22 protein-coding genes, 1 tRNA gene, 1 pseudogene and 1 riboswitch are annotated in these 23,086 nt (G+C 66.6%); of the genes and pseudogenes, 6 read left to right on the top strand and 18 right to left on the bottom strand.

Going from position 1 to position 23,086, the window contains the following annotated elements; genetic code table 11:
- Positions 1 to 10: 10 nt before the first annotated feature.
- The 5 genes from G5S35_RS11665 to mutL form a co-directional block, all read right to left on the bottom strand.
- On the bottom strand, positions 11 to 964 hold the full coding sequence (locus G5S35_RS11665; RefSeq protein ID WP_065059267.1) for a sugar-binding transcriptional regulator: 954 nt from the start codon (positions 962 to 964) through the stop codon (positions 11 to 13).
- Positions 965 to 1,087: 123 nt separating this feature from the next.
- Complete coding sequence (xylB, locus tag G5S35_RS11660) at positions 1,088 to 2,575, bottom strand: xylulokinase (RefSeq protein WP_074986733.1); 1,488 nt, start codon at positions 2,573 to 2,575, stop codon at positions 1,088 to 1,090.
- 170 nt (positions 2,576 to 2,745) lie between these two features.
- A complete protein-coding gene (dalD, locus tag G5S35_RS11655; protein ID WP_183038315.1) occupies positions 2,746 to 4,152 on the bottom strand; it encodes a D-arabinitol 4-dehydrogenase in 1,407 nt (468 codons plus the stop codon).
- Positions 4,153 to 4,442: 290 nt separating this feature from the next.
- The gene (miaA, locus tag G5S35_RS11650; RefSeq protein ID WP_375790444.1) at positions 4,443 to 5,411 is read right to left on the bottom strand and encodes a tRNA (adenosine(37)-N6)-dimethylallyltransferase MiaA; all 969 of its coding nucleotides are present in this window, start codon (positions 5,409 to 5,411) and stop codon (positions 4,443 to 4,445) included.
- A gap of 16 nt (positions 5,412 to 5,427) precedes the next feature.
- Entirely contained in the window at positions 5,428 to 7,617 is a 2,190-nt protein-coding gene (mutL, locus tag G5S35_RS11645; protein WP_074986730.1) for a DNA mismatch repair endonuclease MutL, read from the bottom strand.
- Positions 7,618 to 7,852: 235 nt separating this feature from the next.
- Here mutL and G5S35_RS11640 point away from each other — a divergent pair, with 235 nt between their 5' ends.
- Positions 7,853 to 8,539 carry a DedA family protein gene (locus G5S35_RS11640; RefSeq protein WP_065059262.1) on the top strand — a complete coding sequence of 229 codons (687 nt, stop codon included), beginning with the start codon at positions 7,853 to 7,855 and terminating at the stop codon, positions 8,537 to 8,539.
- 95 nt (positions 8,540 to 8,634) lie between these two features.
- Here the strand turns inward: G5S35_RS11640 and G5S35_RS11635 are convergent, their stop codons facing one another.
- Positions 8,635 to 9,459 carry a mechanosensitive ion channel family protein gene (locus G5S35_RS11635; RefSeq protein ID WP_065059261.1) on the bottom strand — a complete coding sequence of 275 codons (825 nt, stop codon included), beginning with the start codon at positions 9,457 to 9,459 and terminating at the stop codon, positions 8,635 to 8,637.
- 375 nt (positions 9,460 to 9,834) lie between these two features.
- On the opposite strand from G5S35_RS11635, the pseudogene G5S35_RS11630 reads away from it, so the two are divergent.
- Positions 9,835 to 10,449, top strand: a pseudogene (locus tag G5S35_RS11630) (ParB-like protein); the annotation flags it as partial.
- A gap of 122 nt (positions 10,450 to 10,571) precedes the next feature.
- On the opposite strand, the gene G5S35_RS11625 reads toward G5S35_RS11630, so the two are convergent.
- Both G5S35_RS11625 and G5S35_RS11620 read right to left on the bottom strand, forming a co-directional pair.
- On the bottom strand, positions 10,572 to 11,006 hold the full coding sequence (locus G5S35_RS11625; protein ID WP_065059260.1) for a hypothetical protein: 435 nt from the start codon (positions 11,004 to 11,006) through the stop codon (positions 10,572 to 10,574).
- Between the two features lie 328 nt (positions 11,007 to 11,334).
- The gene (locus tag G5S35_RS11620) at positions 11,335 to 12,252 is read right to left on the bottom strand and encodes a LysR family transcriptional regulator (protein ID WP_065059259.1); all 918 of its coding nucleotides are present in this window, start codon (positions 12,250 to 12,252) and stop codon (positions 11,335 to 11,337) included.
- A gap of 106 nt (positions 12,253 to 12,358) precedes the next feature.
- Between G5S35_RS11620 and G5S35_RS11615 the strand changes: the two genes are divergently transcribed.
- The 4 genes from G5S35_RS11615 to G5S35_RS11600 all read left to right on the top strand — a co-directional run bounded on the left by G5S35_RS11615 (position 12,359) and on the right by G5S35_RS11600 (position 15,245).
- The gene (locus G5S35_RS11615; protein WP_074986792.1) at positions 12,359 to 12,922 is read left to right on the top strand and encodes a cytochrome b; all 564 of its coding nucleotides are present in this window, start codon (positions 12,359 to 12,361) and stop codon (positions 12,920 to 12,922) included.
- 82 nt (positions 12,923 to 13,004) lie between these two features.
- Positions 13,005 to 13,592, top strand: coding sequence for a YceI family protein (locus G5S35_RS11610; RefSeq protein WP_074986791.1), 588 nt, complete (start codon positions 13,005 to 13,007; stop codon positions 13,590 to 13,592).
- A gap of 75 nt (positions 13,593 to 13,667) precedes the next feature.
- Positions 13,668 to 14,258 (top strand): YceI family protein, encoded by a 591-nt coding sequence (locus G5S35_RS11605; RefSeq protein ID WP_065059258.1) that lies wholly within the window; start codon positions 13,668 to 13,670, stop codon positions 14,256 to 14,258.
- A gap of 228 nt (positions 14,259 to 14,486) precedes the next feature.
- Entirely contained in the window at positions 14,487 to 15,245 is a 759-nt protein-coding gene (locus tag G5S35_RS11600; protein ID WP_237181289.1) for a hypothetical protein, read from the top strand.
- 74 nt (positions 15,246 to 15,319) lie between these two features.
- Here the strand turns inward: G5S35_RS11600 and G5S35_RS11595 are convergent, their stop codons facing one another.
- The 10 genes from G5S35_RS11595 to ydfG form a co-directional block, all read right to left on the bottom strand.
- A complete protein-coding gene (locus G5S35_RS11595) occupies positions 15,320 to 15,766 on the bottom strand; it encodes a BspC domain-containing protein (protein ID WP_237181288.1) in 447 nt (148 codons plus the stop codon).
- A gap of 157 nt (positions 15,767 to 15,923) precedes the next feature.
- Positions 15,924 to 15,999: transfer RNA gene (locus G5S35_RS11590), tRNA-Lys, on the bottom strand.
- 224 nt (positions 16,000 to 16,223) lie between these two features.
- Positions 16,224 to 16,973, bottom strand: a complete 750-nt coding sequence (gene ybgF, locus G5S35_RS11585; protein WP_065059257.1) for a tol-pal system protein YbgF — start codon at positions 16,971 to 16,973, stop codon at positions 16,224 to 16,226.
- A gap of 24 nt (positions 16,974 to 16,997) precedes the next feature.
- Positions 16,998 to 17,507 (bottom strand): peptidoglycan-associated lipoprotein Pal, encoded by a 510-nt coding sequence (pal, locus tag G5S35_RS11580; RefSeq protein ID WP_065059256.1) that lies wholly within the window; start codon positions 17,505 to 17,507, stop codon positions 16,998 to 17,000.
- Positions 17,508 to 17,525: 18 nt separating this feature from the next.
- Positions 17,526 to 18,818 carry a Tol-Pal system beta propeller repeat protein TolB gene (gene tolB / locus G5S35_RS11575; protein ID WP_065059255.1) on the bottom strand — a complete coding sequence of 431 codons (1,293 nt, stop codon included), beginning with the start codon at positions 18,816 to 18,818 and terminating at the stop codon, positions 17,526 to 17,528.
- Between the two features lie 123 nt (positions 18,819 to 18,941).
- Positions 18,942 to 19,952 carry a cell envelope integrity protein TolA gene (gene tolA, locus G5S35_RS11570; protein WP_065059254.1) on the bottom strand — a complete coding sequence of 337 codons (1,011 nt, stop codon included), beginning with the start codon at positions 19,950 to 19,952 and terminating at the stop codon, positions 18,942 to 18,944.
- Positions 19,949 to 20,395: a protein TolR gene (gene tolR / locus G5S35_RS11565; protein WP_065059253.1), complete on the bottom strand. Its 447-nt coding sequence runs from the start codon at positions 20,393 to 20,395 to the stop codon at positions 19,949 to 19,951. The genes tolA and tolR overlap by 4 nt, the downstream gene beginning before the upstream one ends.
- A 24-nt stretch (positions 20,396 to 20,419) precedes the next feature.
- Positions 20,420 to 21,097: a protein TolQ gene (gene tolQ, locus G5S35_RS11560; protein ID WP_027817805.1), complete on the bottom strand. Its 678-nt coding sequence runs from the start codon at positions 21,095 to 21,097 to the stop codon at positions 20,420 to 20,422.
- 154 nt (positions 21,098 to 21,251) lie between these two features.
- Complete coding sequence (gene ybgC, locus G5S35_RS11555; RefSeq protein ID WP_065059252.1) at positions 21,252 to 21,755, bottom strand: tol-pal system-associated acyl-CoA thioesterase; 504 nt, start codon at positions 21,753 to 21,755, stop codon at positions 21,252 to 21,254.
- A 67-nt stretch (positions 21,756 to 21,822) separates the two neighbouring features.
- Complete coding sequence (ydfG, locus tag G5S35_RS11550; protein ID WP_176081761.1) at positions 21,823 to 22,569, bottom strand: bifunctional NADP-dependent 3-hydroxy acid dehydrogenase/3-hydroxypropionate dehydrogenase YdfG; 747 nt, start codon at positions 22,567 to 22,569, stop codon at positions 21,823 to 21,825.
- 251 nt (positions 22,570 to 22,820) lie between these two features.
- Positions 22,821 to 23,024: riboswitch (ZMP/ZTP riboswitch) on the top strand.
- Positions 23,025 to 23,086: the final 62 nt, after the last annotated feature.

The following is a 23,086-nucleotide window of genomic DNA, read 5'->3' as shown; positions in this document are numbered from 1 at the left end:
AACCAAGCGCTCAGTCCGCGCCGTCGAGCGCCGCGCGCGCGCAGTTCTCGTCGGTGACGAGGCCCGAGAGCCAGCCGCCCTTGAGCGCGGCGATCACGGCGTCGCGCTTGCGTTCGCCGCCCGCGAAGCCGATGGTCGGGCGCTTCGGCGGCGAATCCAGATACAGGCTGGTCACGCGGCGGCCCGTGGCCGATTCCACGCGCTTGCCGTTCGCGTCGATCGGCAAGCCGAGCATTTCGGCGATCGCGCCCAGTTCCATCAGCCCGTGCACTTCGTCGAGCGTCAGGAAGCCGTCCTCGTAGAGCGGGCAGTGCTCGCCGATATTGCCGATGCCGACGAAGGCCACATCGGCCTCGCTCGACAGCCCCTCGACGATGCGATAGAGCCGGTGATTGCACCATTGCGCGCGCTCGGCCTCGTTGTCGGCGATCAGCGGCGCGGGCAGCAGGAAGTGCTTGCCGCCGGTCTTCTCGGAGATGTGCAGCGCCACGTCGTAACGATTCGACGAGCCGTCCTGCGCGATCGCGCCGACCATCGAAACGAGCCGGTGCTGCGGACGGTCGAGCTGCGCGATCTGATCGACGGCGGCCTTGAGCGTGCGCCCGCTGCTCACGGCCACGACCATCGGCCGCTCCTCGGCGAGATAGCGCTCCATCACCTGCGCGCCTGCCACGGCGAGCTTGCGGTCGATCGCGTCCTGGGTGTCGCCGTCGATGGGCACGATCTCGCACACCGAGAGGCCGTAGCGCTTCGAGAGCCGGTCGGCGAGCGCGAGGCAGTCGGCCAGCCGATGATCGACGCGCACGCGGATCAGGTTCTTCTCGACCGCATAGGCGACGAGCCGCTGCGCGACCGGGCGCGAGACCTGGAGCTTTTCGGCGATCTCGTTCTGGGTGTTGCCGGCCACGTAGTAGAGCCACGCGGCGCGGGTGGCGAGATCGAGTTTTTCGGTGGACTTGGGCACGGTGGTCTTCGCTTCGGAGCGGGTTTCTGCGGACGTGTCGGGACGTGGTCGGGCGGTTCGGTCTTTGCGCGCTGACGTCAAAACGGCGCGAGCGCGCGAAGTGTACTGGATACGCCGCCGTTCTTACGCCAACCTTTCGCGCGACGGATCGAACAGCGGACGCACGTGCCGGTACAGCGCGCGATACGCGTCGAGCCGCTCGCGCAGCGCCGCGTGGCGCGAGGCGTCGGGCGCGTATTCGGCGGCCACGGGCGCCTTGGTCAGCACCTCGTCGAACGAGCCGCCCGCCGCGAGCCAGCCGAGCCGAGCCGCGCCGAGCGCCGCGCCGGTTTCGCCGCCGCCGTGCTGGCGCGTGGGCGTGTTGAAGGCGTCGGCGACGAGTTGCGCCCAGTAGGCGCTGCGCGCGCCGCCGCCGAGCATCGACAGCGGGCCGACCGTGGTGCCTGCCGAGGCGAGCGCGTCGAGGCCGTCGGTGAGCGCGAGCGTCACGCCTTCGAGCACGGCGTAGCCGAGCAGCGCGCGGTCGGTCGCGTGCGTCATGCCGAAGAACACGCCCTGCGCGTACGGATCGTTGTGCGGCGTGCGCTCGCCCGAGAGGTAGGGCAGAAAGAGCGGCGCCTGGGCGAGCGTGCGCGCGTCGAGCTTTTCGACTTCGGCGAGCAGTTCGGGCTCGTGCGTGCCCGTGAGCTTGCAGACCCAGCGCAGGCAGCTCGCCGCCGAGAGCACCACGCTCATCTGATGCCAGCGGTCCGGAATCGCGTGGCAGAACGCGTGCACGGCCGAGGCCGGATTGGGCGCGAAGCGGTCGCCGATCACGCACAGCACGCCCGAGGTGCCGAGCGAGACGAAGCCGTCGCCGGGCTGCACCGCGCCGATGCCGATCGCGCTCGTGGCGTTGTCGCCGCCGCCGGCCGCCACCACCACGTCCTCGCGCAGCCCGAACTCGCGCGCGACCTCGGGCAGCAGCGTGCCGGACGGCGCGCTGCCTTCGGCGAGCGCGGGCATCTGCGCGCGCGTCATGTTGCAGGCGTCGAGCAGGGCGTCGGACCAGTCGCGCTTCGCGACGTCGAGCCAGAGCGTGCCGGCTGCGTCGGACGGATCGGAGACTTTGCCGCCCGTGAGTTTCAGGCGCAGCCAGTCCTTCGGCAGCAGCACGCAGGCGGTCCGGCGAAACAGCTCGGGCTCGTGGCGCGCGACCCACAGCAGCTTGGGCGCGGTGAAGCCTGGCATCGCCAGATTGCCCGCCACGCGATGCAGTTGCGGCGCGCGCGCGGTGAGTTCGGCGCACTCGTCGACGGCGCGCATGTCGTTCCAGAGGATCGCGGGACGCAGCACGGCGTCGTGGCGGTCGAGCAGCACCGCGCCGTGCATCTGCCCCGAGAGGCCGATGCCGCGCACCTGCGCGAATTCGTGCGGATGCTGCGCGCGCAGCGCGGCGAGCGCGCGGCGCGTGCCGTCCCACCAGTCGTCGGGATGCTGTTCGGCCCAGCGCGGCTGCGGACGCGAAACCGTGAACGGCGAGCCCGCGGTGCCGATCGCGCGGCCATCGGGCGCGAGCAGCAGGACTTTCACTTCGGAGGTGCCGAGGTCGATGCCGAGATACGTGGACATGGCGCGCGCAGGTTCAGAGGTGGAGGCGCTACTTTAGCCGCGCGCGCACGGCGGCGCCATGCGCGGCGACCCGGGGACGCGCGGGTGGAACAACGGCGCGGCGGCGGCCGCGCGCGAAAGCGGAGTGTCGGGAGCAGCGACGAGCGGCGACAAGCGCGACAAGCGCGCGATCAAGCCGCGGACCCGCGCCGGGCGAGCCACGCATCGACGCGCGCGAGCGCTTCGCGCAGCGCGCCTTCGAGCGGCGCGCCGCCCGCGAGGCTGCCCCAGAGCAGCTTGTCGGCGGCGAACGCGGCAAGCGGATCGGCGGCTTCGAACAGCTTCGCCACGGCCACGCCGTCCATCACGCCGTCCTGATACTGATACGGCAGCACGCCCTTGTTCCAGCGTTGCAGGAAGCGCAGGAACAGCGCGGGCAGCACGGCGGTGGCGGCAGGCGTCGCGCCTGCGGCGATGCGTTGCGCGATCGTCGGCGCGATGAAGCCGGGGATCTTCGAGAAGCCGTCGGCGGCCACGCGCTGGTTGGTGTCCTGGATATACGGATTGCTGAAGCGTTCGAGCACCACGTCGCGATACTTTTCGAGGTCGAGCGGGCTCGGCGTGAGGCAGGGAATCACGTCCTCGCTCACGTAGGCGTGCGCGAATGCGCGGATATCGGCGTCGTTCGTGCCTTCGTGGATATACGACAGACCGACCAGCGTGCCCGCCCACGCGATGCAGCTATGCGTCGCGTTGAGAATGCGGATCTTCGCTTCCTCGTAAGGCATCACCGATTCCACCATCTCCGCGCCCGCGCGCTCCCACGCGGGGCGGCCCGCGCAGAAGTGATCCTCGATCACCCACTGGATGAAAGCCTCGCCCATCACCGGGCAGGCGTCGTCGACGCCGGTGGCGGCCTTCACGCGCTCGCGCACGTCGGGCGTCGGACGCGGCGTGATGCGGTCGACCATCGAATCGGGACAGGCGGTGTTCGCGTCGAACCATTCGCGCAGGGCGGTCTCGCCGCGCAGCGCGAGAAATTCGCGCATGCCCGCGTGAAAGCGCTTGCCGTTGCTGCGCAGGTTGTCGCAGGTTTGCAGCGTGACCGGGCCGCCGCCGCGCGTCCTGCGCGCGTCGAGGATCGCGGCCAGCGCGCCGTAGATCGTGGTGCGCGCACCGTTCAGATCGGCGGCGAGATCGGGATTGGCGGTGTCGAGACGGTCGTGCTCGTCGAGGTAATAACCGCCTTCGGTCACGGTGAACGCGATGATCTTGCAGGCCGGGTCCGCGCCCGCGTCGATCAGGCTCGCGAGGTCCGCCGACCACGGCAGCACGCGCGTGATCGAGCGGATCTGCTCGTAGGCGCGCTCGCCCTGCGGCGTGACGGTTTCCAGCGTGTAGACGCCGTGCTGCGCCGCGAGCGCGTCCATGACGGGGTTCATATCGGCGCGGATGTTGCCGACGCTCAGCGTCCACTGCGGCTCGTCCGGCTGGCGCGCGAGATTGACGCGGTGCAGATACCACGCCTGATGCGCGCGGTGAAACGATCCGGCGCCGATGTGCAGGATCACGTTCGCGTCGCTGCGTTCGCTGGCCATAAGGTGTCTCCGTGTTCGCCTGTCTAGGGCGATGTGCGCGCATTGAGCGTGCGCGTCTGGCTGGTTTGGGTGTTCGAATCGACGGGCGGGAAAGGCAGAGCATTTGCCCGATTGATGAACGAATGATCGTATTCGGGCGAAGGAAAGTCAAGACGACACGCGCGGGTTTTGGTGGCGCGCTGCGGCGCGCAAGGGCGGGGCGTGCGTGAGAGCGGGCGTGTGCACGCACGCGCGGCAGGCGCCGCGCGCGATGCTGTGATGCACAACGGAAAAGTGGGGGGCGAAGCGGCCTAGGCGTGAATCCGCTCGATCGCCGACACGGCCTGCGCGGTGGCGTCCGCCGCGCAGCAATCGACGACGATGCGCTCCGGCATCGCGCGCAGCCACGTGAGCTGGCGCTTGCAGAGCTGACGCGTGGCGAACACGCCCTTGTCGCGCATCGTGTCGTAGTCGATGTCGCCGTCGAGATACTCCCACGCCTGCCGATAGCCGACGCAGCGCATCGACGGCAGATTCGCGTCGAGGTCGCCGCGTGCGCGCAGCGCCTTCACCTCGTCGATCAGACCCGCCGCGAGCATCGCGTCGAAGCGCTGCTCGATGCGTCGGTGCAGCACCGCGCGATCCGACGGTTCGAGCGCGACGGGCACGAAGCGGTAGCGCGCGGCCTCGTCGTCGCGGCTCGACGGCGCGGCCAGCAGCGCCGACATCGGCTGCCCGGACAGCATCCAGATTTCGAGCGCGCGCTGGATGCGCTGCGAGTCGTTCGGCGCGAGGCGCGCGGCCGTGGCCGGATCGATTTGCGCGAGGCGCGCGTGCAGCGCGGGCCAGCCGTCGCGGGCGGCCTCGGCGTCGAGTTGCGCGCGCACGGCGGGATCGGCGCCCGGCAGATCGTTCAGACCTTGTGTGAGCGCCTTGTAGTAGAGCATCGTGCCGCCCACGAGCAGCGGCACGTTGCCCCGCGCGACGATCTCGCCCGTTACGCGCAGCGCGTCGGCGCGAAAGTTGGCGGCGGAATAGGCATCGGCCGGATCGACGATATCGATCAGATGATGCGGCGCCGCCGCGCGTTCTTCCGCGCTCGGTTTCGCGGTGCCGATATCCATCTCGCGATAGACGAGCGCCGAATCGACGCTGACGATCTCGACCGTGCGGCCCTGCGCGGCCATTTGCGCTGCATAGCGGAGTGCGGCGGCGGTCTTGCCGGAAGCGGTCGGCCCGAGCAGGCAGGCGACCGGCGTAGGGAGTGCGTGTTGCGTCATGCTCATCGAAGCTCGCTTACTGGCCGCGCATGAACAGGCGGTCGAGGTCCGCGAGCGTGAGCTGATACCACGTCGGGCGGCCGTGATTGCACTGGTCGGCGCGTTCGGTGGTTTCCATCTGGCGCAGCAGCGCGTTCATCTCGTCGAGCGTGAGACGCCGGTTGGCGCGCACCGCGTGATGGCAGGCGAGCGTGCCGAGCATTTCGTGCTGACGCTCGGTGAGCACGCGCGAGCCGCCGTAGGCGTGCAGGTCGGTGAGCACGGCGCGCGCGAGCGCCTGGAGATCGGCGTCCTTGAGCAGCGCGGGCACGGCGCGGATCGCGATCGAGGTGGGCGAGAGCACCGCGAGATCGAAGCCCAGCGCTTCGAGCGTGGCCTTTTCTTCTTCGACGGTGCCGGTTTCCACGGGATCGGCCTGCATCGAAATCGGGATCAGGAGCGGCTGCACGGCGAGCGAGCGCTCGGCCAGCGCCGTCTTGAACTGCTCGTAGAGAATGCGTTCGTGCGCCGCGTGCATGTCGACGATCACGAGGCCGCGCGCGTTCTGCGCGAGCACGTAGATGCCGTGGACCTGGCCGAGCGCGAAGCCGAGCGGATGGTCGTCGCGGGCATCGAAGGCCGGTTGCGCGGCGCTGTCGAAGCGGGCGCCGTCGGCTGCACCATCGGCTTGCGTGACGGTCGAGCCTTGCCCGGCGCCGACGTCCTTGCGGCCGAACAGCGCGTCGTACAGCGCGAGCGGCTGCGCGACGGGCAGCGAGCCTTGTTGCATGCGCGACTGGCGCAGCCAGGTGTTGCCGCTGCTCGAACCGCTGCCTGAGCTAGCGCCCGAGCCGCCGCCGAAGCCCGACGAGCGGCCGCTGCCGGCGCTACCCGCGCCGCCGAACGCGCTCGACGAACCGCCGAAGCTGCTCGCGACGCTCGCGGTGCCGAAGCGGCCCGCGCCGTCGCCGAGCGATCCCGTCGATCCTGACGACACCCCCGCCGACCCCGACGCACCGGAACTGAGCCCCACCGATCCGCCGAGCACGCCCGCGCCCGGAATCGCGCGCGGTTCGATCATCGCGGCATGGCCGCCCGCCGTGGTTTCCGGCGACGCGCCCGCGTGCCGCGCGAGCGCGCGCTGCACGGCATGGAACACGAACTGGTGAATCGAGCGCGAATCGCGGAAACGCACCTCGATCTTCGACGGATGCACGTTCACGTCGACGGCCTCGGGCGGCAGGTCGAGGAACAGCACATACGACGGATAACGGTCGCCGTGCAGCACGTCCTCGTAGGCCGCGCGCACCGCGTGCGTGAGCAGCTTGTCGCGCACGAAGCGGCCGTTCACGAAGAAGTACTGTTGATCGGCGCGATTGCGGCTCGCCGTCGGCAGACCCGCGCAGCCGTAGACGGCGAGCGGACCCGCGCGCTCGTCGAGCGGCAGATGCGCGGTGGCGAAGGTCTCGCCGAGAATCTTCGAGACGCGCGTGCCCGGATCGCTTGCATTCCAGTGCTCGACGGCGCGGCCGTTGTGCAGCACCGAGATCGCCACGTCCGGACGCGCGAGCGCGCTGCGGCGGATCATTTCCAGGCAATGACCGAGTTCGGTCTGCTCGCTCTTGAGGAATTTACGGCGCGCGGGCGTATTGAAGTACAGCTCGCGCACTTCGATGGTCGTGCCCTGGCCGCCCGCGGCGGGCGAGATCGCACCCGTATGCGCGTCGATCTTGACGGCGTGCGCGTCCTGCGCGGTGCGGCTCGTGATCGACATTTCGGCGACCGAGGCGATCGAGGCCAGCGCTTCGCCGCGAAACCCGAGCGTCGCGACGCTTTCGAGTTCCGCGAGCGAGCGGATCTTGCTGGTGGCGTGGCGCATCAGCGCGAGCGGCAATTCGCCTTCGGGAATGCCGCAGCCGTCGTCGGCGATCGAGATGCGTTTGACGCCGCCTTCGTCGAGCAGAATGCGCAGCGTGCTCGCGCCCGCGTCCAGCGCGTTTTCGAGCAGTTCCTTCACGACCGAGGCGGGGCGCTCGACCACTTCGCCGGCGGCGATCTGGCTGATCAGCTGATCGGGCAGCGCCTGGATCGCGCGCGCGGGCCGCGGGCCGCGCGAGGCGGATTCGGGCGCCGCGGTGGCTGCGTTGGCCGCGTTGGCCTCCTGGGCGTCGGCGGAGGCGGGAGCGTCGGGCGCGGCGGCGCCGGTGGGATCGGAATTCGAAGACATGCGCGCAATTATAGCGAGTCGCGACGCGCCGGCCTGGCGTGCGACTCGCGCCCCTTAAGTGTCCGTTAAGCGCCAATATGCGATCTATTGGACGCATTTTTGCCGCCGTTCACGGGAATTTTTCGTGACGGCGGGGCACTTTCTGTATCATGGCGCGGTCAATTTTCCTTCTCGCGCAACACCGGGCGAGGGCGCTTCCTGCAAGCGCTCCGTCCTCGACCAATAAGGGACACTTTTGGATACGCTGCTGCAGTTCGTCAATCTTGTCTTGCACATCGACAAGTTTCTCGGAGTCTTCATCCACCAGTACGGTGCCTGGGTCTATGCGGTTCTGTTCCTGATCGTATTCTGCGAAACCGGGCTCGTCGTGCTGCCGTTCCTGCCGGGCGATTCGCTGCTGTTTATCGGCGGCGCGTTCGCAGCCACGCACGAGATGAATCTCGGCCTGCTGCTCGTGCTCCTGATCGTCGCGGCGGTCACGGGCAACACGCTCAACTACATGATCGGCCGGGCGATCGGACCGGCGGTGTTCAATACGCGCATACGCGGGCTGGAACGCTTCCTCGACCGCGCCGCGCTGCAAAAGACCCATAACTTCTACGAGCGTCACGGCGGCAAGACCATCGTGCTCGCGCGCTTCATTCCGGTCGTGCGCACGTTCGCGCCGTTCGTCGCGGGCGTCTCGCAGATGAGCATGCAACGCTTCCAGCTCTTCAACGTCGCGGGCGCGCTGTTCTGGGTGCTGCTGCTCGTGCTGCTCGGCTATTTCTTCGGCAACATTCCGTTCATCCGCCAGTACCTCAACATCATCGTGCTGGTGGGTATCGGCGCGGCGATCGTGCCGGTCGTGCTCGGCGGCCTCTGGAAGATGATGCGCAAGAACAGCGGCGGCAATGCCGTGCGCGGGCCGAATGGCCACTGACGGCAATTGAAGGTCACGGAACGTCGTTGAGCGGCGTTTCACGCAAAAACGGCATCGCCCGCGAGGACGATGCCGTTTTTCTTTGCGCGGACGCCTTACGCGCCCTGCGTGCCGATGCGCCGGATGATCGACGGCGTTTCCGGCGTCGGATAGCCCGCGTCGCGGAAGGTCTCGACGATCGCGCGGTTGGTGTCGAAATACACTTGCCAGTAGGTGTCGTTGTTGGTGTACGGACGCACCGCGAGCAACGGACCTTCGGGCGTGAACGAGAGAATCTCGACGTCGGGCGCGGGTTCCTGCGCGACGTTCGGGATTTTCGCGAGGGCCGCGCGCAGCCGGTTGGCGGCATCGACGGGATCGACGCCGTTGGCGATCTTCGCGGTCAGCTCGACGCGGCGCACGGGCGTCGCGCTGTAGTTCGAGATGGTGTCCGAGAAGATCTTGTTGTTGCCGACGATGTTGATCACGTTGTCCGGCGAGATGATGGTCGTGCCGAAGATGCCCAGCTCCTTGACGGTGCCGGTCACGCCGCCCGCCGTCACGAAGTCGCCGACCTTGAACGGACGCAGCACCTGCATGAACACGCCCGCCGCGAAATGCGCGAGCAGGCCGCCCCACGCGGTGCCGATGGCGAGGCCGAGACCGGCAAGCAGCGCCGCGAACGAGGTGGTCTGCACGCCGAACACCTGCAGGATCGCGAGCACCAGCAGCAGGTTGAGCACGCCGGCGAGAATCGAGCTGAGGTAGTGCGCGAGCGTGGGGTCGACGCGTTCGTTGCGGCTGAGCAGTTTGCGCAGGAAGCCGGCGATCAGGTTGATGACCCAGCGCCCGACGATCCACAGCACGATCGCCGCCAGCACCTTGGTCCCGAAGTCGATGCCTCGGGTCATGATGAATACGCGGATGGTTTCGAGATCCAAGATGCCCTCGCTTGAGTCGATGATTGAGCCGGAAAGACGCGCGAACTGCAGAGCACTGCGAGTTGATGCGACTGCCTGAAACAAACCTGCGACGACATTGAGGCAAGACTGCGAAACGGTCGGTGACGCCGACGCTTGAACGAAAAGGCGATAAACCGGCCGGGCGCCGCGCCTTCGCGTCATATCCGTGCATTTATAGGCGAAGTGGCGATCGCGTGCATCCTGCGTGCCCGGCTCGGTCGGGGTTGACCCGACGCAGGCCGCGCGGCTCGTCGCCTCGATTCATGCGCACTGCATATCGGTTCGGTTGTATCGTTGCGCGACGCCCGTTCGCCGCACCCCGTCACCTCAGCACGCCCGATCAGGAGCCCAGCCATGAACCTGCAGAACACGGATCTGCATCTCATCGACGTCAAGCTCGACGAACTGCGTCCGACGCAGCTTACCGTCGGCTTTCGCGAGGTCAACGCCAAGCGCGAGCACTGGGCGTCGCTCGACAAGAAAGGCCGCGCGGCGGCGATCGATTCGCACTGGTTTCCGGCCGTGCTCGGGCCGAAGGGGCGTCACTACGTGGTCGATCATCACCATCTCGGGCTCGCGTGGCTGCACGAGGGCGTGCCGAGCGTGAAGGTCACGGTGCTCAAGGATCTGTCGTGGCTCGACGCCACGATCTTCTGGCGGATGATGGAGCACAACCAGTGGGTGCATCCGTTCGACGCGTCCGGCGAGCGCTGCGATTACGGGAATCTGCCGAAGCAGCTGCTCGGTCTCGCCGACGATCCGTACCGCAGCCTCGCGGGCGAGCTGCGCATGGCAGGCGGCTACGCCAAGGACACCACGCCGTTCAGCGAATTCCTCTGGGCTGACTATCTGCGCAGCAAGGTGTCGGCGGCGCGCGTGCGCAAGGACTTCGACGATGCGCTCAGCGAGGCGCTCGCCCACGCGCACGATCCGGACGCGCGTTATCTGCCGGGCTGGTCCGGCGTGGTGCCGCCGGCGGCGCAGAGCGCGAAATCCGCGAAAAACGCACAGGCGGTGCGAGTGGCGGAACGCGCGGATATGGCGGCGGGCAAGGGCAAGAAGGCGTCGAAGTAGGGCGTCGGGAGCGCGGCCTACATCGGCAAGGTGGATTTGCTGTAGGGCGACGTTTCGATCACGAGGCCGTCGCGCGCGGCGTTGCGCTCGTTGCTGCGCTTATTGCTGCGTTCATTGCTGCGCTCAGCGTTGCGCTCAGCGTTGCGATCAGCCGCGCGCCGGCTAGCCAGACCGCCGGCAACAAGCGCGAACAGCGCGCTCAACACGTAAGCGGCCGCGCGCGGGAAGAAGGCTTCGACCGGATGACGCTCGCGCCACGGGCCGCCCGCATCGGCGAACACGAGGAAGGTGAGTGCGGCGTCGAAGGCGCACGCGAGCACCATCATGCCGACAAACACGCGCGCGCCGCGCACGCTCAGGTCCGGGCGCATCGCGCGGATAAACCAGCAGACCAGTTGCACGGCGGCAAGCAGGGCGAGATTCGAAACCAGGCAGTAGACGAAGTTATCCATGTGACGTATCGAGCAAGGTCGAACGACGCGCGTGGTGGAACACGGCACCGCGCGGACCGTCGCGGCGCGAGGTCGCGCGCCGCCGGCTTCTGGAGCGGCGCGATCATGGCACGAGGGTCTTTCTCGAAAAATGCGCGGATGAGTGAATTGCCGCGCCCGGTGCGTCGTCCGACGCGCAGTAATGGCCGCGGCGCGCCGCGTGGCGCGGCTCAGGCGGGTTTGTGAAGCTTTGTCAGGTGGGCGGGCGGGTTGTATCGGCGCAACTGGGCGGGCGGCGAAGTCTGCGCGCGACTTCAGCCGACGCTGTCAGCGTATGCCGCCGACGATGTCAGGGCGCATCGGGTAGCGGCGCCTGCGGCGGCGTGCCGTTCGTCAGATATTCGCAGAGCCACAGGGTCGCGGGACCGGCGCCCGTGTCGGTGCGGTGGATCAGCGTGACGTTGTAATTCACCGAGCTGCGGTCCGCGAGCGCGATGCGCACGAGGCGGCCCGCTTCGAGATCGGCTTCCACCAGATGGAGCGGCATCGAACCCCAGCCCAGGCCCGCGAGCAGCAGGCGGTGCTTCGCGCCGAGGTCGCCGAGCTTCCACGCGCGGTTGCTGTACACGCCGAAGGTCTGCCCGACCGTCAGGCGGCTGCGGTCGGTGAGCACGAGTTGCGTGTGTTCGCGCGCGTCGGAAATGCGCACGGGCTGCGCGGCCTGCGCGAGCGGATGACAGGGCGCGGCCACCATCACGAGTTCGACGGTGCCGATCGCGCGCGCCTCGATCACGTGCGGCCAGTTCTGGTTCGGCCCGCTGATGCCGAACGCGCAGTCGCCGTCGAGCACGAGCTTGAGCACGCCGCCGAGCGCCTCCATCGTCAAATTCAGCGCGACGGTGGGGAATTCGCGCGCGAAGGCCTGCAGCGCCTGCACCAGCCGTCCCGACGGAAACATCACGTCCACGGCCACCGAAACTTCGCCTTCCAGTCCGCGCTGCAACCCGGCCGCCTTGGCGTTAAGCTGGCCCATCAGCAGGTCGAGGCGGCGCGCGTCGGCGAGAATCGCGCGGCCCGCCGCCGTGAGTTCGGGCTTGCGCTTGCCGCGCTCGAACAGCGCCACGCCCAGCAGCGCCTCCAGATTCGCGATCGTGTAGCTCACCACCGACTGCGCGCGGTCGAGCTGGCGGGCCGCCGCCGAGAAGCTGCCGGTTTCCGCCACCGCGATCAGCGCGCGCAGTTGTTCGAGGCTCGGAGAGCGGTCCATGGGCGATCTATCGAAAAATTGGATGGTAACGATCCATTTTAGACGATTGTTTGAATAGCTCGCATCGGGGTAAAGTGCGCGTTCCCCATCAAGGATAACCATGCCGATGAATCGAACCGTCAAGTCCGCCGGCCGCTACAGCGGCGTCGCCATGCTGCTGCACTGGCTGGTCGCCGTGCTGATCGTCTGGGGCTTCGCGCTCGGCTGGATCATGACCGACATTCCCGGCATCACGCCCACCAAGCTGCGCTATTTTTCGTGGCACAAGTGGATCGGCGTGACCGTGCTTGTGCTCGTGCTGGTGCGCCTGATCTGGCGCGCGACGCACGCCGCGCCCGCGCTGCCCGCCTCGACGCCCGCGTGGGAGAAGGGGCTCGCGCATCTCGGCCACTTCCTGCTTTACGTGCTGATGGTGGCGATCCCCGTGACCGGCTATCTGTACAGCTCGGCGGCCGGCATTCAGGTCGTGTATCTCGGCATCTGGCCGCTGCCCACGCTGATCGATCCGGACACCGCGCTCAAGGGCACGCTGCGCCTCGTGCACGTGTCGCTGAACTACACGCTGCTGGCCGTGGTGGCGCTGCACGTGCTCGCGGTCGTGAAGCATCAGTTGCTCGACCGGCAGAACATCCTCGCGCGCATGCTGCCGTTCGGCACGCCGCGCGATTGAACACCCCGTGCGCCGCGCCTCGCGCGCCGCGTCCCTTTTCGACGTCTTTTTCACCGCTTCCAGCGTAAATAGCGAACCGATCATGATCCACCGTCTCGTCCAGAAAGCCTCCGTCGTCGCGCTCGGCGCGGCGCTCGCCGCCGGCGCGGCCTTCACCGCTTCGTTCGCCCTGAACGCGGATGCGGCGCCCGAAGCCGGCAAGAGCACCGTCTCGGCCGTGTTCAAGCAGATGAACGTGCCGGTCGAAGGCAAGTTCAACCACTTCAGCGCCGACGTGCATTTCGATCCGGCCAACGCCGCCGCATCGAGCGCGAAGCTCGACGTCGAGGTCGCGAGCTTCGACCTCGGCTCGCCCGACTACAACAAGGAAGTGGCCGGCGACGAGTGGTTCGACGCAGGCAAATTCCCGCACGCGACCTTCGTCTCCACGCAGATCAAGGCCGGCGCGAACGGCGCGTATTCGGTCGCGGGCAAGCTCACGATCAAGGGCAAGACGACCGACGTCGTCGTGCCGGTGCAGTACCACAAGGACGGCGCGAACCAGGTGTTCGACGGCGCGCTGCCCATCAAGCGCCTCGCGTACAACATCGGCACGGGCGAGTGGAAAGACACCTCGATCGTCGCCGACGACGTGCAGATCAAGTTTCACATCGTGGCCGCCGCGCATTGACGCGCACCGGCTGACCGTTTTCATCGCAAATCGCATTCGCTTCGTCTTAACCCCAGCATCAGGACACACGCTCACATGAAGAACACGATCTTCGCCGCGGCTGCCGCCGCTGCACTCGCCGCCGCCATCGCCACGCCCGCCGTCGCTGCGCCGACCACCTACAACCTCGACCCGACGCACACGTACCCGAGCTTCGAGACCGACCACTTCGGCGGCGTCTCGGTGTGGCGCGGCAAGTTCACGAAGAGCTCGGGCACGGTCGTGCTCGACCCGGCTGCGAAGACCGGCACGGTCGACGTGACCATCGACGCATCGTCGATCGACACGGGCAACAAGGCGCTCGACAAGCACGTCAGCTCGGCGGAAATGCTCGACGCAGCCAAGTACCCGACGGCCGTCTACAAGGGCACGTCGATCAAGTACGACGGCGACAAGCCCGTCGAAGTGATCGGCACGTTCACGCTGCACGGCGTGACCAAGCCGCTGAACCTGAAGATCGATTCGTTCAAGTGCTTCCAGAACCCGATGCTCAAGCGTGAAGTGTGCGGCGCCGACGCGACCGCCACGTTCGATCGTTCGGACTACGGCGTGAACTACGGCCAGGCGTATGGCTTCAAGATGGCCACGACGCTGCAGATCCAGGTCGAAGGCATCAAGGCCGACTAAGTTGTTGCCGACTTGAGCCGATGAGCGCGCGTCTCGCGACGCTCATCCAGAGCCGCTGAGGCTCGACGAAAAAGCCCGTGCGCGTGATGCGCGCGGGCTTTTTTCATGGGCGCGGCACGGTCCGTTCGTGCGATGGCGCGACTATGGGATGATCTCGCTTCGTCCGGCGCGGGGCGTGCTCGCCGCGCATCGCCGGGAAATCTCAGGCTCGAAACAGGGAGAAGGGCGATGTCGCGACTCGCATGGACGCGTGCGTGGGTTCGGCGCGCACAGGGCGCGGCGTGCGTTGCTGCATGCGTCGCGGGACTGTGTGCGGTGTTCGGCGCGTCGGCGGTGCAGGCCGCGCCTGCCGTCGAAGCAGGCGACTACATCTTCGTCGAGGGCGGCAGCGGCCACGGCTCGCTGAGCGTGAAGAACGGCCGCTTCAGCATCGAGACGCTGGGCGGGAATTGCCACGAATGCCAGGTCGACGGCAAGATCGTGGGCCGCACCGGCGTCGCGACCGATGGCGAGACCACCTGCCGGATCAGCATGACGGGCGCGAACGGCCAACTGAAACTCGATACCGGCGATTCGGACGCGTGCCGCTCGTTCTGCGGCATGCGCGCGGACTTCCAGGGCGAATACCGCAAGCCGCCCGAGGCGTGCCGCGATGCGGCGCGCGCAACGCGTCTGAAGTCGGCGCGTGCGCTGTATGCGAAGAAGGATTACGCGGGCGCGAGCGCGGCGCTGGGTTCGCTGGTCGGCGAGTGCCAGACGTTCATGAACTGGATCGAGCGGGACAGCGCGCGCAGCGATCTCGCGCTCGCGCAGTATCACCTTGGGCAGAGCGCGCAGTGCGTCGCGACGCTCGCGCAAACCGTCGCGATCCAGAATGGCACGGATGAACTGCCGCCCTGCGACGCCGATAACTATCGCAGCGTCGGCAAGGCGATTCTGTTTAACGAGGCGATGTGCAAGCGCGCCGCGGCGGGCGACAAGCGCTGAGAGCGGCGGTGCGCGATGCGTGCGAATCTTGCGAATCGTTTGATTCGCGTGGATCGCGCAACTGATGAGGCGCGTTAGTGGATCGGCGAATCGCCGCCGTGCGTGCCGTGCGGCGCGAGCGCGACATCGACCACGTGCGTACGCCAGATGCCGCACGTCGCCTTGACGGGCACCCATGCGTACTTGCCGCGCAGTTTCGCGAAGCCGCGCAGGTGAATCAGCGTGTCGATGGGCGAGGCCTGCGGTACCGGGCTCGACGCGCCGTCAGGCAGCGCACCCGCGGGCACCGGGCTTTCGACTTTCGCGGTGAGCGCGCGGCGGTCGGGGACCATCAGCGAATCGTAGCGCGGTGCGCCATGCACCCACTGATCGAGCGCGGCGACGCAGTTCACCACGGCGTCGGGCACCTTCATTCGGCGCAGATATTCGTAGTCTTCGGGCGGGGCTTGAACTTGGGCCTGGACGCGCAGACTGATCCAGAGCAGCGCGAGCATGACGCAGGCGAGAGTCGAGAACTTCATGTTGACGTGGCCTGTGCGGCGGGGGAACGGCGGGGTAGGGAAGTATACACGCTGAGTTGCGCGAGGCTTGCCGGGGAACGCAGGCCGCCGCCATCAGAAAGCGGCGCGCCAAAGCAAAAAGCCCAGTCGCGAGGACTGGGCTTCTTGTTTCAAGCTTTGGTAGGCCGTACGGGATTCGAACCTGTGACCAACGGATTAAAAGTCCGCTGCTCTACCAGCTGAGCTAACGACCCGAAAGAAGCGGGATTATAGCAGACATCCTATACGTGTCAACCCTGAGCCGAGCGTTCATTCGGCGCTCGGGAGCGCATAAGCAAGACATCCCAAAAGAAAAAGCCCGGAATACAGCGTATTCCGGGCTTTTCGGGGAGTGCGAGAGGCGCGTTTGGCGAACCGGTGGTCGTCGACATCGCAACGACGGCCGCATTCGCTTCACGCTACATCGATCCAGCGGCGCTTACTTGAGCTGTGACAGCTTGCTCTGTGCCGTCTGGGCAACTTCCGAACTGCCGTATTGCGAAACGATCTGTTCGAGCGTGCGCTTGGCCGCAGCCTTTTGCCCCTGCTCCATCTGATTGTTCGCGATCGCCAGCAGCGACTCGGCTGCGCGCGGATGTTGCGGATAGTTCTTGACCACGCCCTGCCACGTCGCCGTCGACCCCTTGTAGTCCTTCAACGCATACAGCGCGTTGCCGAGCCAGTACTGCGCCGTAGGCTGATACGGGCTCTGCGGATACTTGGAGATGAAGCTGCGGAACGACGAAGCGGCCTGCTTGAAGTCACCGTTGCGGAACTGCTGGGAAGCGGAGTTGAACGCATCCATTTCGCCCGGCTGAACGGTACCCTGCACGCCGTCCACGGTCTCTTGCTGCGGCTCGAACTTCTTGAGACGCGTATCGAGATCCGTGTAGTAGTCCTTCTGTTGCTTCGTCAGGGTCGTGAGCTCGTTCGCCAGATCCTCGGTCTGTCCGCGCAACGTGGCGACCTGCTGGTTGAGCTGGTCGATGTGGTTGGACTGATCGAGAATCGTGCGCTGTGCGGCGGACAACTGGCTCGACAGATTGTCGGTCTTGGCGCGCAGGTCGAGAATCGCCTGGCGCGCCTGATCGTCATCGAAGAGACCCGCGTGGGCCGGAATCGCCGCAAAGGCGACGCCGGCCACGCAGGCGGCTGCGGCTACCCGCAGCGGGGAGAAACGGTGCGACATACGCCCCTTCATCCAATGCTCAGATTACTGTTGGTACACGAGGTCGGCACGACGGTTTTGCGCCCACGAGGCTTCGTCGTGACCTTGCGCGACCGGCTTTTCCTTGCCCAGGCTCACAGCTTCCATCTGCGAATCGGGCACGCCCATCAGCGACAGCGCCTTGCGGACAGCTTCAGCACGCTTCTGGCCGAGTGCCAGGTTGTACTCGCTCGTGCCGCGCTCGTCGGTGTTGCCCTGGATCAGGACGTGACGTTCCGGGTGCGTCTTGAGGTACTGGGCGTGAGCCTGGATCACGCTCTGGTAGTCGTCCTTGACTGCGTAGCTGTCGAAGTCGAAGTACACGCTGCGCTTGGCGAGCGGGCTGTTCGGATCGTTCAGCGGGTCGACGTTCACTTGCGCGACGGCGTTCGGGTTCGGCTGCGTGCTCATCGAGCCGGCGTTCGCGTTTTCGTCGGTCTTCGGAGCCGACTTACACGCGGCCAGTGCACCGATCATCAAGACGGCCAGCGCCAGGCGGAATTTGTTCGACATCATTTTTGCTCTCCTGAAGTGTTATTGCATAAAAGGACCCCAGGACGGCTCGCGTACGCTGCCGCCCTGAACGGACAGGATTTGCCGCGTACGACCGTCGGTCGATACAGCAGCCAGCACGCCACGGCCGTTCACCTGAGTGGCGTAAAGAATGTACTGACCGTTCGCCGCGAAGCTGGGCGATTCGTCATGTGTCGTGTCGGTGAGCGCGGTTGCGACGCCGGACTGCAGATCTTGAATGTACAGCTTAAATCCGCCGCCCGTGCGTGAGATGTACGCCAGCTGTTTGCCGTCGGGGCTGACCCGCGGGCTCGTGTTATAGCTGCCGGTGAACGTCACGCGTTGTGCTGCGCCTGCGCTCTCACCCTGTGCGGACATCCTGTAGATTTGCGGCTGGCCGCCGCGGTCGCTCGTGAAGTAAATCGAGCGTCCGTCAGGAGAGAAGGTGGGTTCGGTGTCGATGGTCGTGCCTTGCGTCAGGCGGCGCAAACCGGAGCCGTCGGCATTGACGGCGAAGATCTGCGTGTTGCCCGTGCGCGACAGCGCGACGGCGAGCGTGCGGCCGTCCGGCGACCAGGCCGGTGCCGAGTTGTTGCCCTTTTGGTCCGAGATGATGACGCGCCGCCCCGTAGGCAGGTCATGCACGTAGACGATGGGCTTTTTCTTTTCGAAAGAAACGTAAGCGACCTTGGTGCCGTCGGGCGACCAGGCCGGCGAGATGATCGGCTCGGGGCTGGAGAGCGCGATGTGCGCGTCCTGTCCGTCGGAGTCCGAAATCTGCAACTGATAGCGGCCGCCCGTGCGGATCACGTACGACAGACGCGTGGCGAACACGCCGCGGTCGCCCATCAGCTTCTGATAGATGTAGTCTGCGACCTTGTGCGCGCTCATGCGCAGGCCCGCGGGCGGGCTTTGCAGCACGAGGCCGCCGAGGCTTTCGCCCTTGACGGTGTCGTAGAGCTTGAAGCGCACTTCGTACTGGCCGTTCGGCAGCTTGTTGACGCTGCCCGCGACGAACGCGTTGGCGCCCTTGGCCTTCCAGCCGCCGAGGTCGACCGAGTCGGTTTCCGAGACCGGCGCGCTGCCGGCGTCGACGTTCGTGAATTTGCCGCTGCGCGCGAGGTCGGCGCGCACGATCGCGGCGACCTGCTGCGGCGAATTGGCTTCGCCCGCGAAGGTCGCCGTGGCGATCGGAAACTGGGTGGAGCCCACGCCGGTGACGAGGACGTTGAGTTGGGCGTTCGCGGCGCCGCCCACTGCGATCAGGCAGGAAGCGACGAGGGTACGCAGGCCAATTTTCGTCATCAGACTCATGCTGTGATGTTTCCTGAAAAAGCGATATTTGTCACACCGCGCGACAGCAGACAGACCCGAAAAGCATCGAATCGTTCCTGCCTGCCGCCGCGCGCCAGCGTTTTTGCACTCTGACTTGCGCCGTCAACCCGCCGGGCGCAAGGTAATCTTGAAGCTCGACGGCGTCTTGCCGTCGGTGTCCTGCGGCATCGGGTCCGAGCGCTGGACCGCGCGCAACGCGGCGTCGTCCCAGGACGCATTGCCGCTGCTGCGCGTGACCGTTGCCGAGAGCAGCGTGCCGCTCGGCGAGCAGCGCACCGCGATTTCCGTCTCGAGACCCGACGTGTCGCCGGCCCAGACGATATTCGGACGCACGCGGCGGCGCACCTTGTCGGCATAACCCGGCGTGGCTGCATTGCCGCCCGAACCGCTGCCGGTGCCGCTCTTCGCGAGACCGTTGCCGCTCGTGCCTTCGCCGCCGCCCATCGAGCCTTGCATCTGCGCGATGCGCGCGCGCCGCTCGGCGTCGAGCTTCTTGGCCTGGGCGTCGGCTTGCGCCTTGGCCTTGGCGGCCTTCTCGGCGTCGGCCTTCTTCTGGGCGTCGAGCTTCGCCTGTTTCTGCTGCTGCTCTTCTTCCTGCTGCTTCTTCAGCGCGTCCTGCTGCTGTTGCTGCTGCTTGAGCTTCTCGGCGGCCTGCTGCTGCTGTTCCTGCTGCTGCTGCTGTTGCTTGAGCTTCGCGGCCTTTTGCTGCGCGGCGAGCTGCGCCGCCTGCTGGGCGGCCAGTTGCTGCTGGCGCTTCGCATCGGCTTCCTGCTGCTGCTTGATGCGCTGCTGCTCGGCCAGTTGCGCCTCGCGCGCCGCTTCCTGCTGCTTGCGCTTTTGCTGCTGCAGCGCGATGTCGGCGTCTTCCGTCTGCGGCGGCGGCGGGGCAGGGGCCACCGGCGCGGGCGGCGGCAGCGGCTTCGGCGTCGACAGGTCCGGCACCTCGGTCCAGAGCTCCGCCTCTTCACCCGCCGGCGTGCTGTTCTGCCAGTGGATGCCGTGGTAGAGGAAGAAACCGAGCAGCACGTGCATGACCACGGCGAGCGCTATAGCACGTCCCGTGCCACGCTCGCGCGGAGGCTGCAATGGATAAGTGTCTTTCTTGCCGGTCATTGCGATTTGACGAGCAGTCCGACACGCTTGACGCCATGCGCCTTCAGATCGGACATGACGTTCATCACCGTCTCGTACTTCACGGACTTGTCGGCGGCGATCACGACGGGCTGGTCGGGATGACTCTGCTCGCGGTCGGCGACGAAGCCGTTGAGGTCGGCGCGCGACATGGTTTCCTGCTGCGTGGCGCCCGAGTCGTCCTTATATTTGACGCTCAGATTGCCGTCGGGCCGGATATTGACCACGACGGGCGGAACCTGCTGCTGCTGCGACGCGCCGCCGACGGTCGGCAGATTGACAATGGACGGCGCCACCAGCGGCGCGGTCACCATAAAGATCACGAGCAGCACCAGCATCACGTCGATGTACGGCACGACATTGATGTCGGCCATCGCGCGGCGCGAGCGGCTGCCTCGCATGCTCGAACGGACTGAGCCTCCCATCTTCGACTCCTTGCTTCGTGAAGATTAGTGGGCCTGACGCTGCAGGATGTTCGAAAACTCTTCGATGAAGGTTTCGAAGCGGATCGCCAGACGGTCGATGTCGTGCGCGTAGCTGTTGTACGCAACGACGGCCGGAATCGCGGCGAACAGACCGATGGCGGTGGCCGTCAGCGCTTCGGCGATGCCGGGCGCGACGTTCGCGAGCGTGGCCTGCTGCACGTTCGCGAGACCGCGGAACGCATTCATGATCCCCCACACGGTGCCGAACAGACCGATGTACGGGCTGACCGAGCCGACCGAGGCGAGGAACGAGAGATTCGCCTCGAGCGCGTCCATTTCGCGCTGGAAGGCCGCGCGCATGGCGCGGCGGGCGCCGTCGAGCACGAGGCTCGGATCGTTCAGACGCTTCTCTTTGGCCTTCAGGAATTCGCGCATGCCCGACTCGAAGATACGCTCGAGCGCGCCGATCGTGTGGCGGTTGTTCGCTGCGCTCTGGTAGAGCGCCTGCAGGTCGCCGCCCGACCAGAAGTCGCGTTCGAAGCGCTCGGTCTGCCGGCGTGCGCGGCGGATGGCGAACCACTTGCGGAAGATGAAGGTCCAGGAGATCAGAGACAGCAACAGGAGAAGTCCCATCACCGCCTGTGCCAGTATGCTCGCATTAAGAACGAGTGAAATGATCGACAGATCTTGTGTAGTGTTCATAGAGGTTCGTTGTAACGTCCCGGAAGGGGCGAGCGGCTGCAAGTCAACGCGAAGCTTCCCGAAGGCAAACGGCAAGGCAGCGCGCCGTCGCGGCCGAACCCAGCTTGGTCCTGCAAAGACCCGCGCGAGTTCACTGGCGTCGTATCAACGGCAATTAAGCGGATGCCGTTGACACGGTTGGTAAGACTTTCTTCATGCCACGCTCCAAAGCCTCGTGAACGTGGTCGGGAATGGCGGTCGCGCGCATGGTGCCGTCGACGCTCGCCACGCAGCCAACGCGGATCTTGCCCGTGGCCAGCAAGGTGTCGCCGCGCCACGCTTCCTGCATGAAATCGACTGACGCGCGGCCGAGCTTGTCGAGGCGGCTCACGATCGTCACGACGTCGTCGAGACGGGCGGGCACCCGGTAGTCGAGCGCGGTGCTGCGCACGACGAAGAGGGCGCCGGTTTCCTCGGCAAGCCTGCGTTGATCAACGCCGCAGGCTCGCAGCCATTCGGTGCGCGCGCGTTCGAAGAACTTCAGGTAGTTCGCGTAGAACACGATGCCGCCGGCGTCGGTGTCTTCGTAGTAGACGCGTATCGGCCATCTAAAACCGGACGCGGCCTCCGAACTTGGGGCCGTACCCGGCTTGCTGGTGGAGATTTCCATGCCGCGCATTCTACCGGAACGTGCGGCGCGAACGCCGTTCGGACGACTGACATACGCAGGAAAATTGAAAGCAAATTTATCCGCGGTGGATACTCAGTCCGGCGAACGATTGCGCGACCGGCATGAGCTCGATCGTATTGATATTGATATGCGCGGGGCGTGTGGCGATCCAGTAGACGGAGTCGGCGATATCTTCAGCCGTGAGCGGCTGTACGTCCTTGTAAACATTGGCGGCTTTGGCGTCGTCGCCGCGGTAGCGCACGTTCGAGAACTCGGTGCCGCCGCACAGGCCGGGCTCGATGTCGGTCACGCGCAGCGCGGTGCCGGCGAGGTCGGCGCGCAGGTTCAGGCTGAACTGGCGCACGAAAGCCTTGGTCGCGCCGTAGACGTTGCCGCCCGGGTACGGCCAGCGGCCCGCCACCGAGCCCAGATTGAAGACATGGCCGCGGTTGCGCGCCACCATGCCGGGCAGGAAGGCATGCGTGACCTGCACCAGACCGGTGCAATTGGTCTCGATCATGGTCTCCCATTCGTCGAGGTCGGCCTTTTGCGCCGGCTCCACGCCGAGCGCGAGGCCCGCGTTGTTGACGAGCACGTCAACGTCGGCGAATTCGGGCGGCAGCGCGGCGGGCGCGGCTTCGACGGCGGCGCGGTCGCGCACGTCGAGTTCGAAGGGCAGAAGCGCGTCGCCGAGTTCGGCGGCCAGCGCGTCGAGGCGGTCCTTGCGGCGTGCCGTGGCGACGACGCGATGGCCGCCCTTGACGAAGGCCCGCGCGATGGCGGCGCCGAATCCCGCAGATGCGCCGGTGACGAAAACGATCATGGTTGCTCCCTGGTCGGTGGTAGGCGAAGAAAGGGGAAAGCCTACTTCCATTGCGGCGCTGCGGCAAGGAAGGGTCAGAACGCGCGCCAGCCCCGTGTCGGCATGTCGGCGCCATGCCGCGACCGGCTTTGCGCCTGTCTGCGCGGCCGCCTGCGCGCGATAACCGCGATACGCCTCACCACCGTCGCCGACGCCCGCGCGCGGGTCGCCTCGGTTGCCTATTCCGGGCCGTTCCAATACACTTACGCGCTCAATCCCTGCGTGACTGGCGATAGGGTTCCTGAATGGCGGCGCGTGTATGTTTTGCTGCACGCGATGCCGAAAAAGGCGCTGTAAAGGCCGCTGTAACAAGCGCGCGTCATGCTGCGTCTGGCGCGGCTCGATCAGGAACTCAAGGTGGAACGACCCACCGTGAAGCGCAGGGTGCCGTTTTGCCGTTCGCCTGGGCAGCCGAGATCCGCGCGCTTCAATGAGCGCTGCACGGGCTGTCCTGCCTCGCGTGTGCGGCACCTTCTTC

It is taken from the genome of Paraburkholderia tropica, from assembly GCF_014171495.1.
Classification (GTDB): domain Bacteria; phylum Pseudomonadota; class Gammaproteobacteria; order Burkholderiales; family Burkholderiaceae; genus Paraburkholderia; species Paraburkholderia tropica.
Note: the sequence above shows the minus strand (reverse complement) of the source record. Positions and strands in the feature narration are given on the sequence as shown.

What these genes read in the sequence shown, in the direction of transcription:
- xylB (WP_074986733.1), bottom strand. Translation starts at nt 2,575, where the DNA reads ATGTCCACGTATCTCGGCATCGACCTCGGCACCTCCGAAGTGAAAGTC.
- dalD (WP_183038315.1), bottom strand. Translation starts at nt 4,152, where the DNA reads ATGGCCAGCGAACGCAGCGACGCGAACGTGATCCTGCACATCGGCGCC.
- miaA (WP_375790444.1), bottom strand. Translation starts at nt 5,411, where the DNA reads ATGACGCAACACGCACTCCCTACGCCGGTCGCCTGCCTGCTCGGGCCG.
- mutL (WP_074986730.1), bottom strand. Translation starts at nt 7,617, where the DNA reads ATGTCTTCGAATTCCGATCCCACCGGCGCCGCCGCGCCCGACGCTCCC.
- G5S35_RS11625 (WP_065059260.1), bottom strand. Translation starts at nt 11,006, where the DNA reads ATGGATAACTTCGTCTACTGCCTGGTTTCGAATCTCGCCCTGCTTGCC.
- G5S35_RS11620 (WP_065059259.1), bottom strand. Translation starts at nt 12,252, where the DNA reads ATGGACCGCTCTCCGAGCCTCGAACAACTGCGCGCGCTGATCGCGGTG.
- G5S35_RS11615 (WP_074986792.1), top strand. Translation starts at nt 12,359, where the DNA reads ATGAATCGAACCGTCAAGTCCGCCGGCCGCTACAGCGGCGTCGCCATG.
- G5S35_RS11610 (WP_074986791.1), top strand. Translation starts at nt 13,005, where the DNA reads ATGATCCACCGTCTCGTCCAGAAAGCCTCCGTCGTCGCGCTCGGCGCG.
- G5S35_RS11605 (WP_065059258.1), top strand. Translation starts at nt 13,668, where the DNA reads ATGAAGAACACGATCTTCGCCGCGGCTGCCGCCGCTGCACTCGCCGCC.
- G5S35_RS11600 (WP_237181289.1), top strand. Translation starts at nt 14,487, where the DNA reads ATGTCGCGACTCGCATGGACGCGTGCGTGGGTTCGGCGCGCACAGGGC.
- G5S35_RS11595 (WP_237181288.1), bottom strand. Translation starts at nt 15,766, where the DNA reads ATGAAGTTCTCGACTCTCGCCTGCGTCATGCTCGCGCTGCTCTGGATC.
- ybgF (WP_065059257.1), bottom strand. Translation starts at nt 16,973, where the DNA reads ATGTCGCACCGTTTCTCCCCGCTGCGGGTAGCCGCAGCCGCCTGCGTG.
- pal (WP_065059256.1), bottom strand. Translation starts at nt 17,507, where the DNA reads ATGATGTCGAACAAATTCCGCCTGGCGCTGGCCGTCTTGATGATCGGT.
- tolB (WP_065059255.1), bottom strand. Translation starts at nt 18,818, where the DNA reads ATGAGTCTGATGACGAAAATTGGCCTGCGTACCCTCGTCGCTTCCTGC.
- tolA (WP_065059254.1), bottom strand. Translation starts at nt 19,952, where the DNA reads ATGACCGGCAAGAAAGACACTTATCCATTGCAGCCTCCGCGCGAGCGT.
- tolR (WP_065059253.1), bottom strand. Translation starts at nt 20,395, where the DNA reads ATGGGAGGCTCAGTCCGTTCGAGCATGCGAGGCAGCCGCTCGCGCCGC.
- tolQ (WP_027817805.1), bottom strand. Translation starts at nt 21,097, where the DNA reads ATGAACACTACACAAGATCTGTCGATCATTTCACTCGTTCTTAATGCG.
- ybgC (WP_065059252.1), bottom strand. Translation starts at nt 21,755, where the DNA reads ATGCGCGGCATGGAAATCTCCACCAGCAAGCCGGGTACGGCCCCAAGT.
- ydfG (WP_176081761.1), bottom strand. Translation starts at nt 22,569, where the DNA reads ATGATCGTTTTCGTCACCGGCGCATCTGCGGGATTCGGCGCCGCCATC.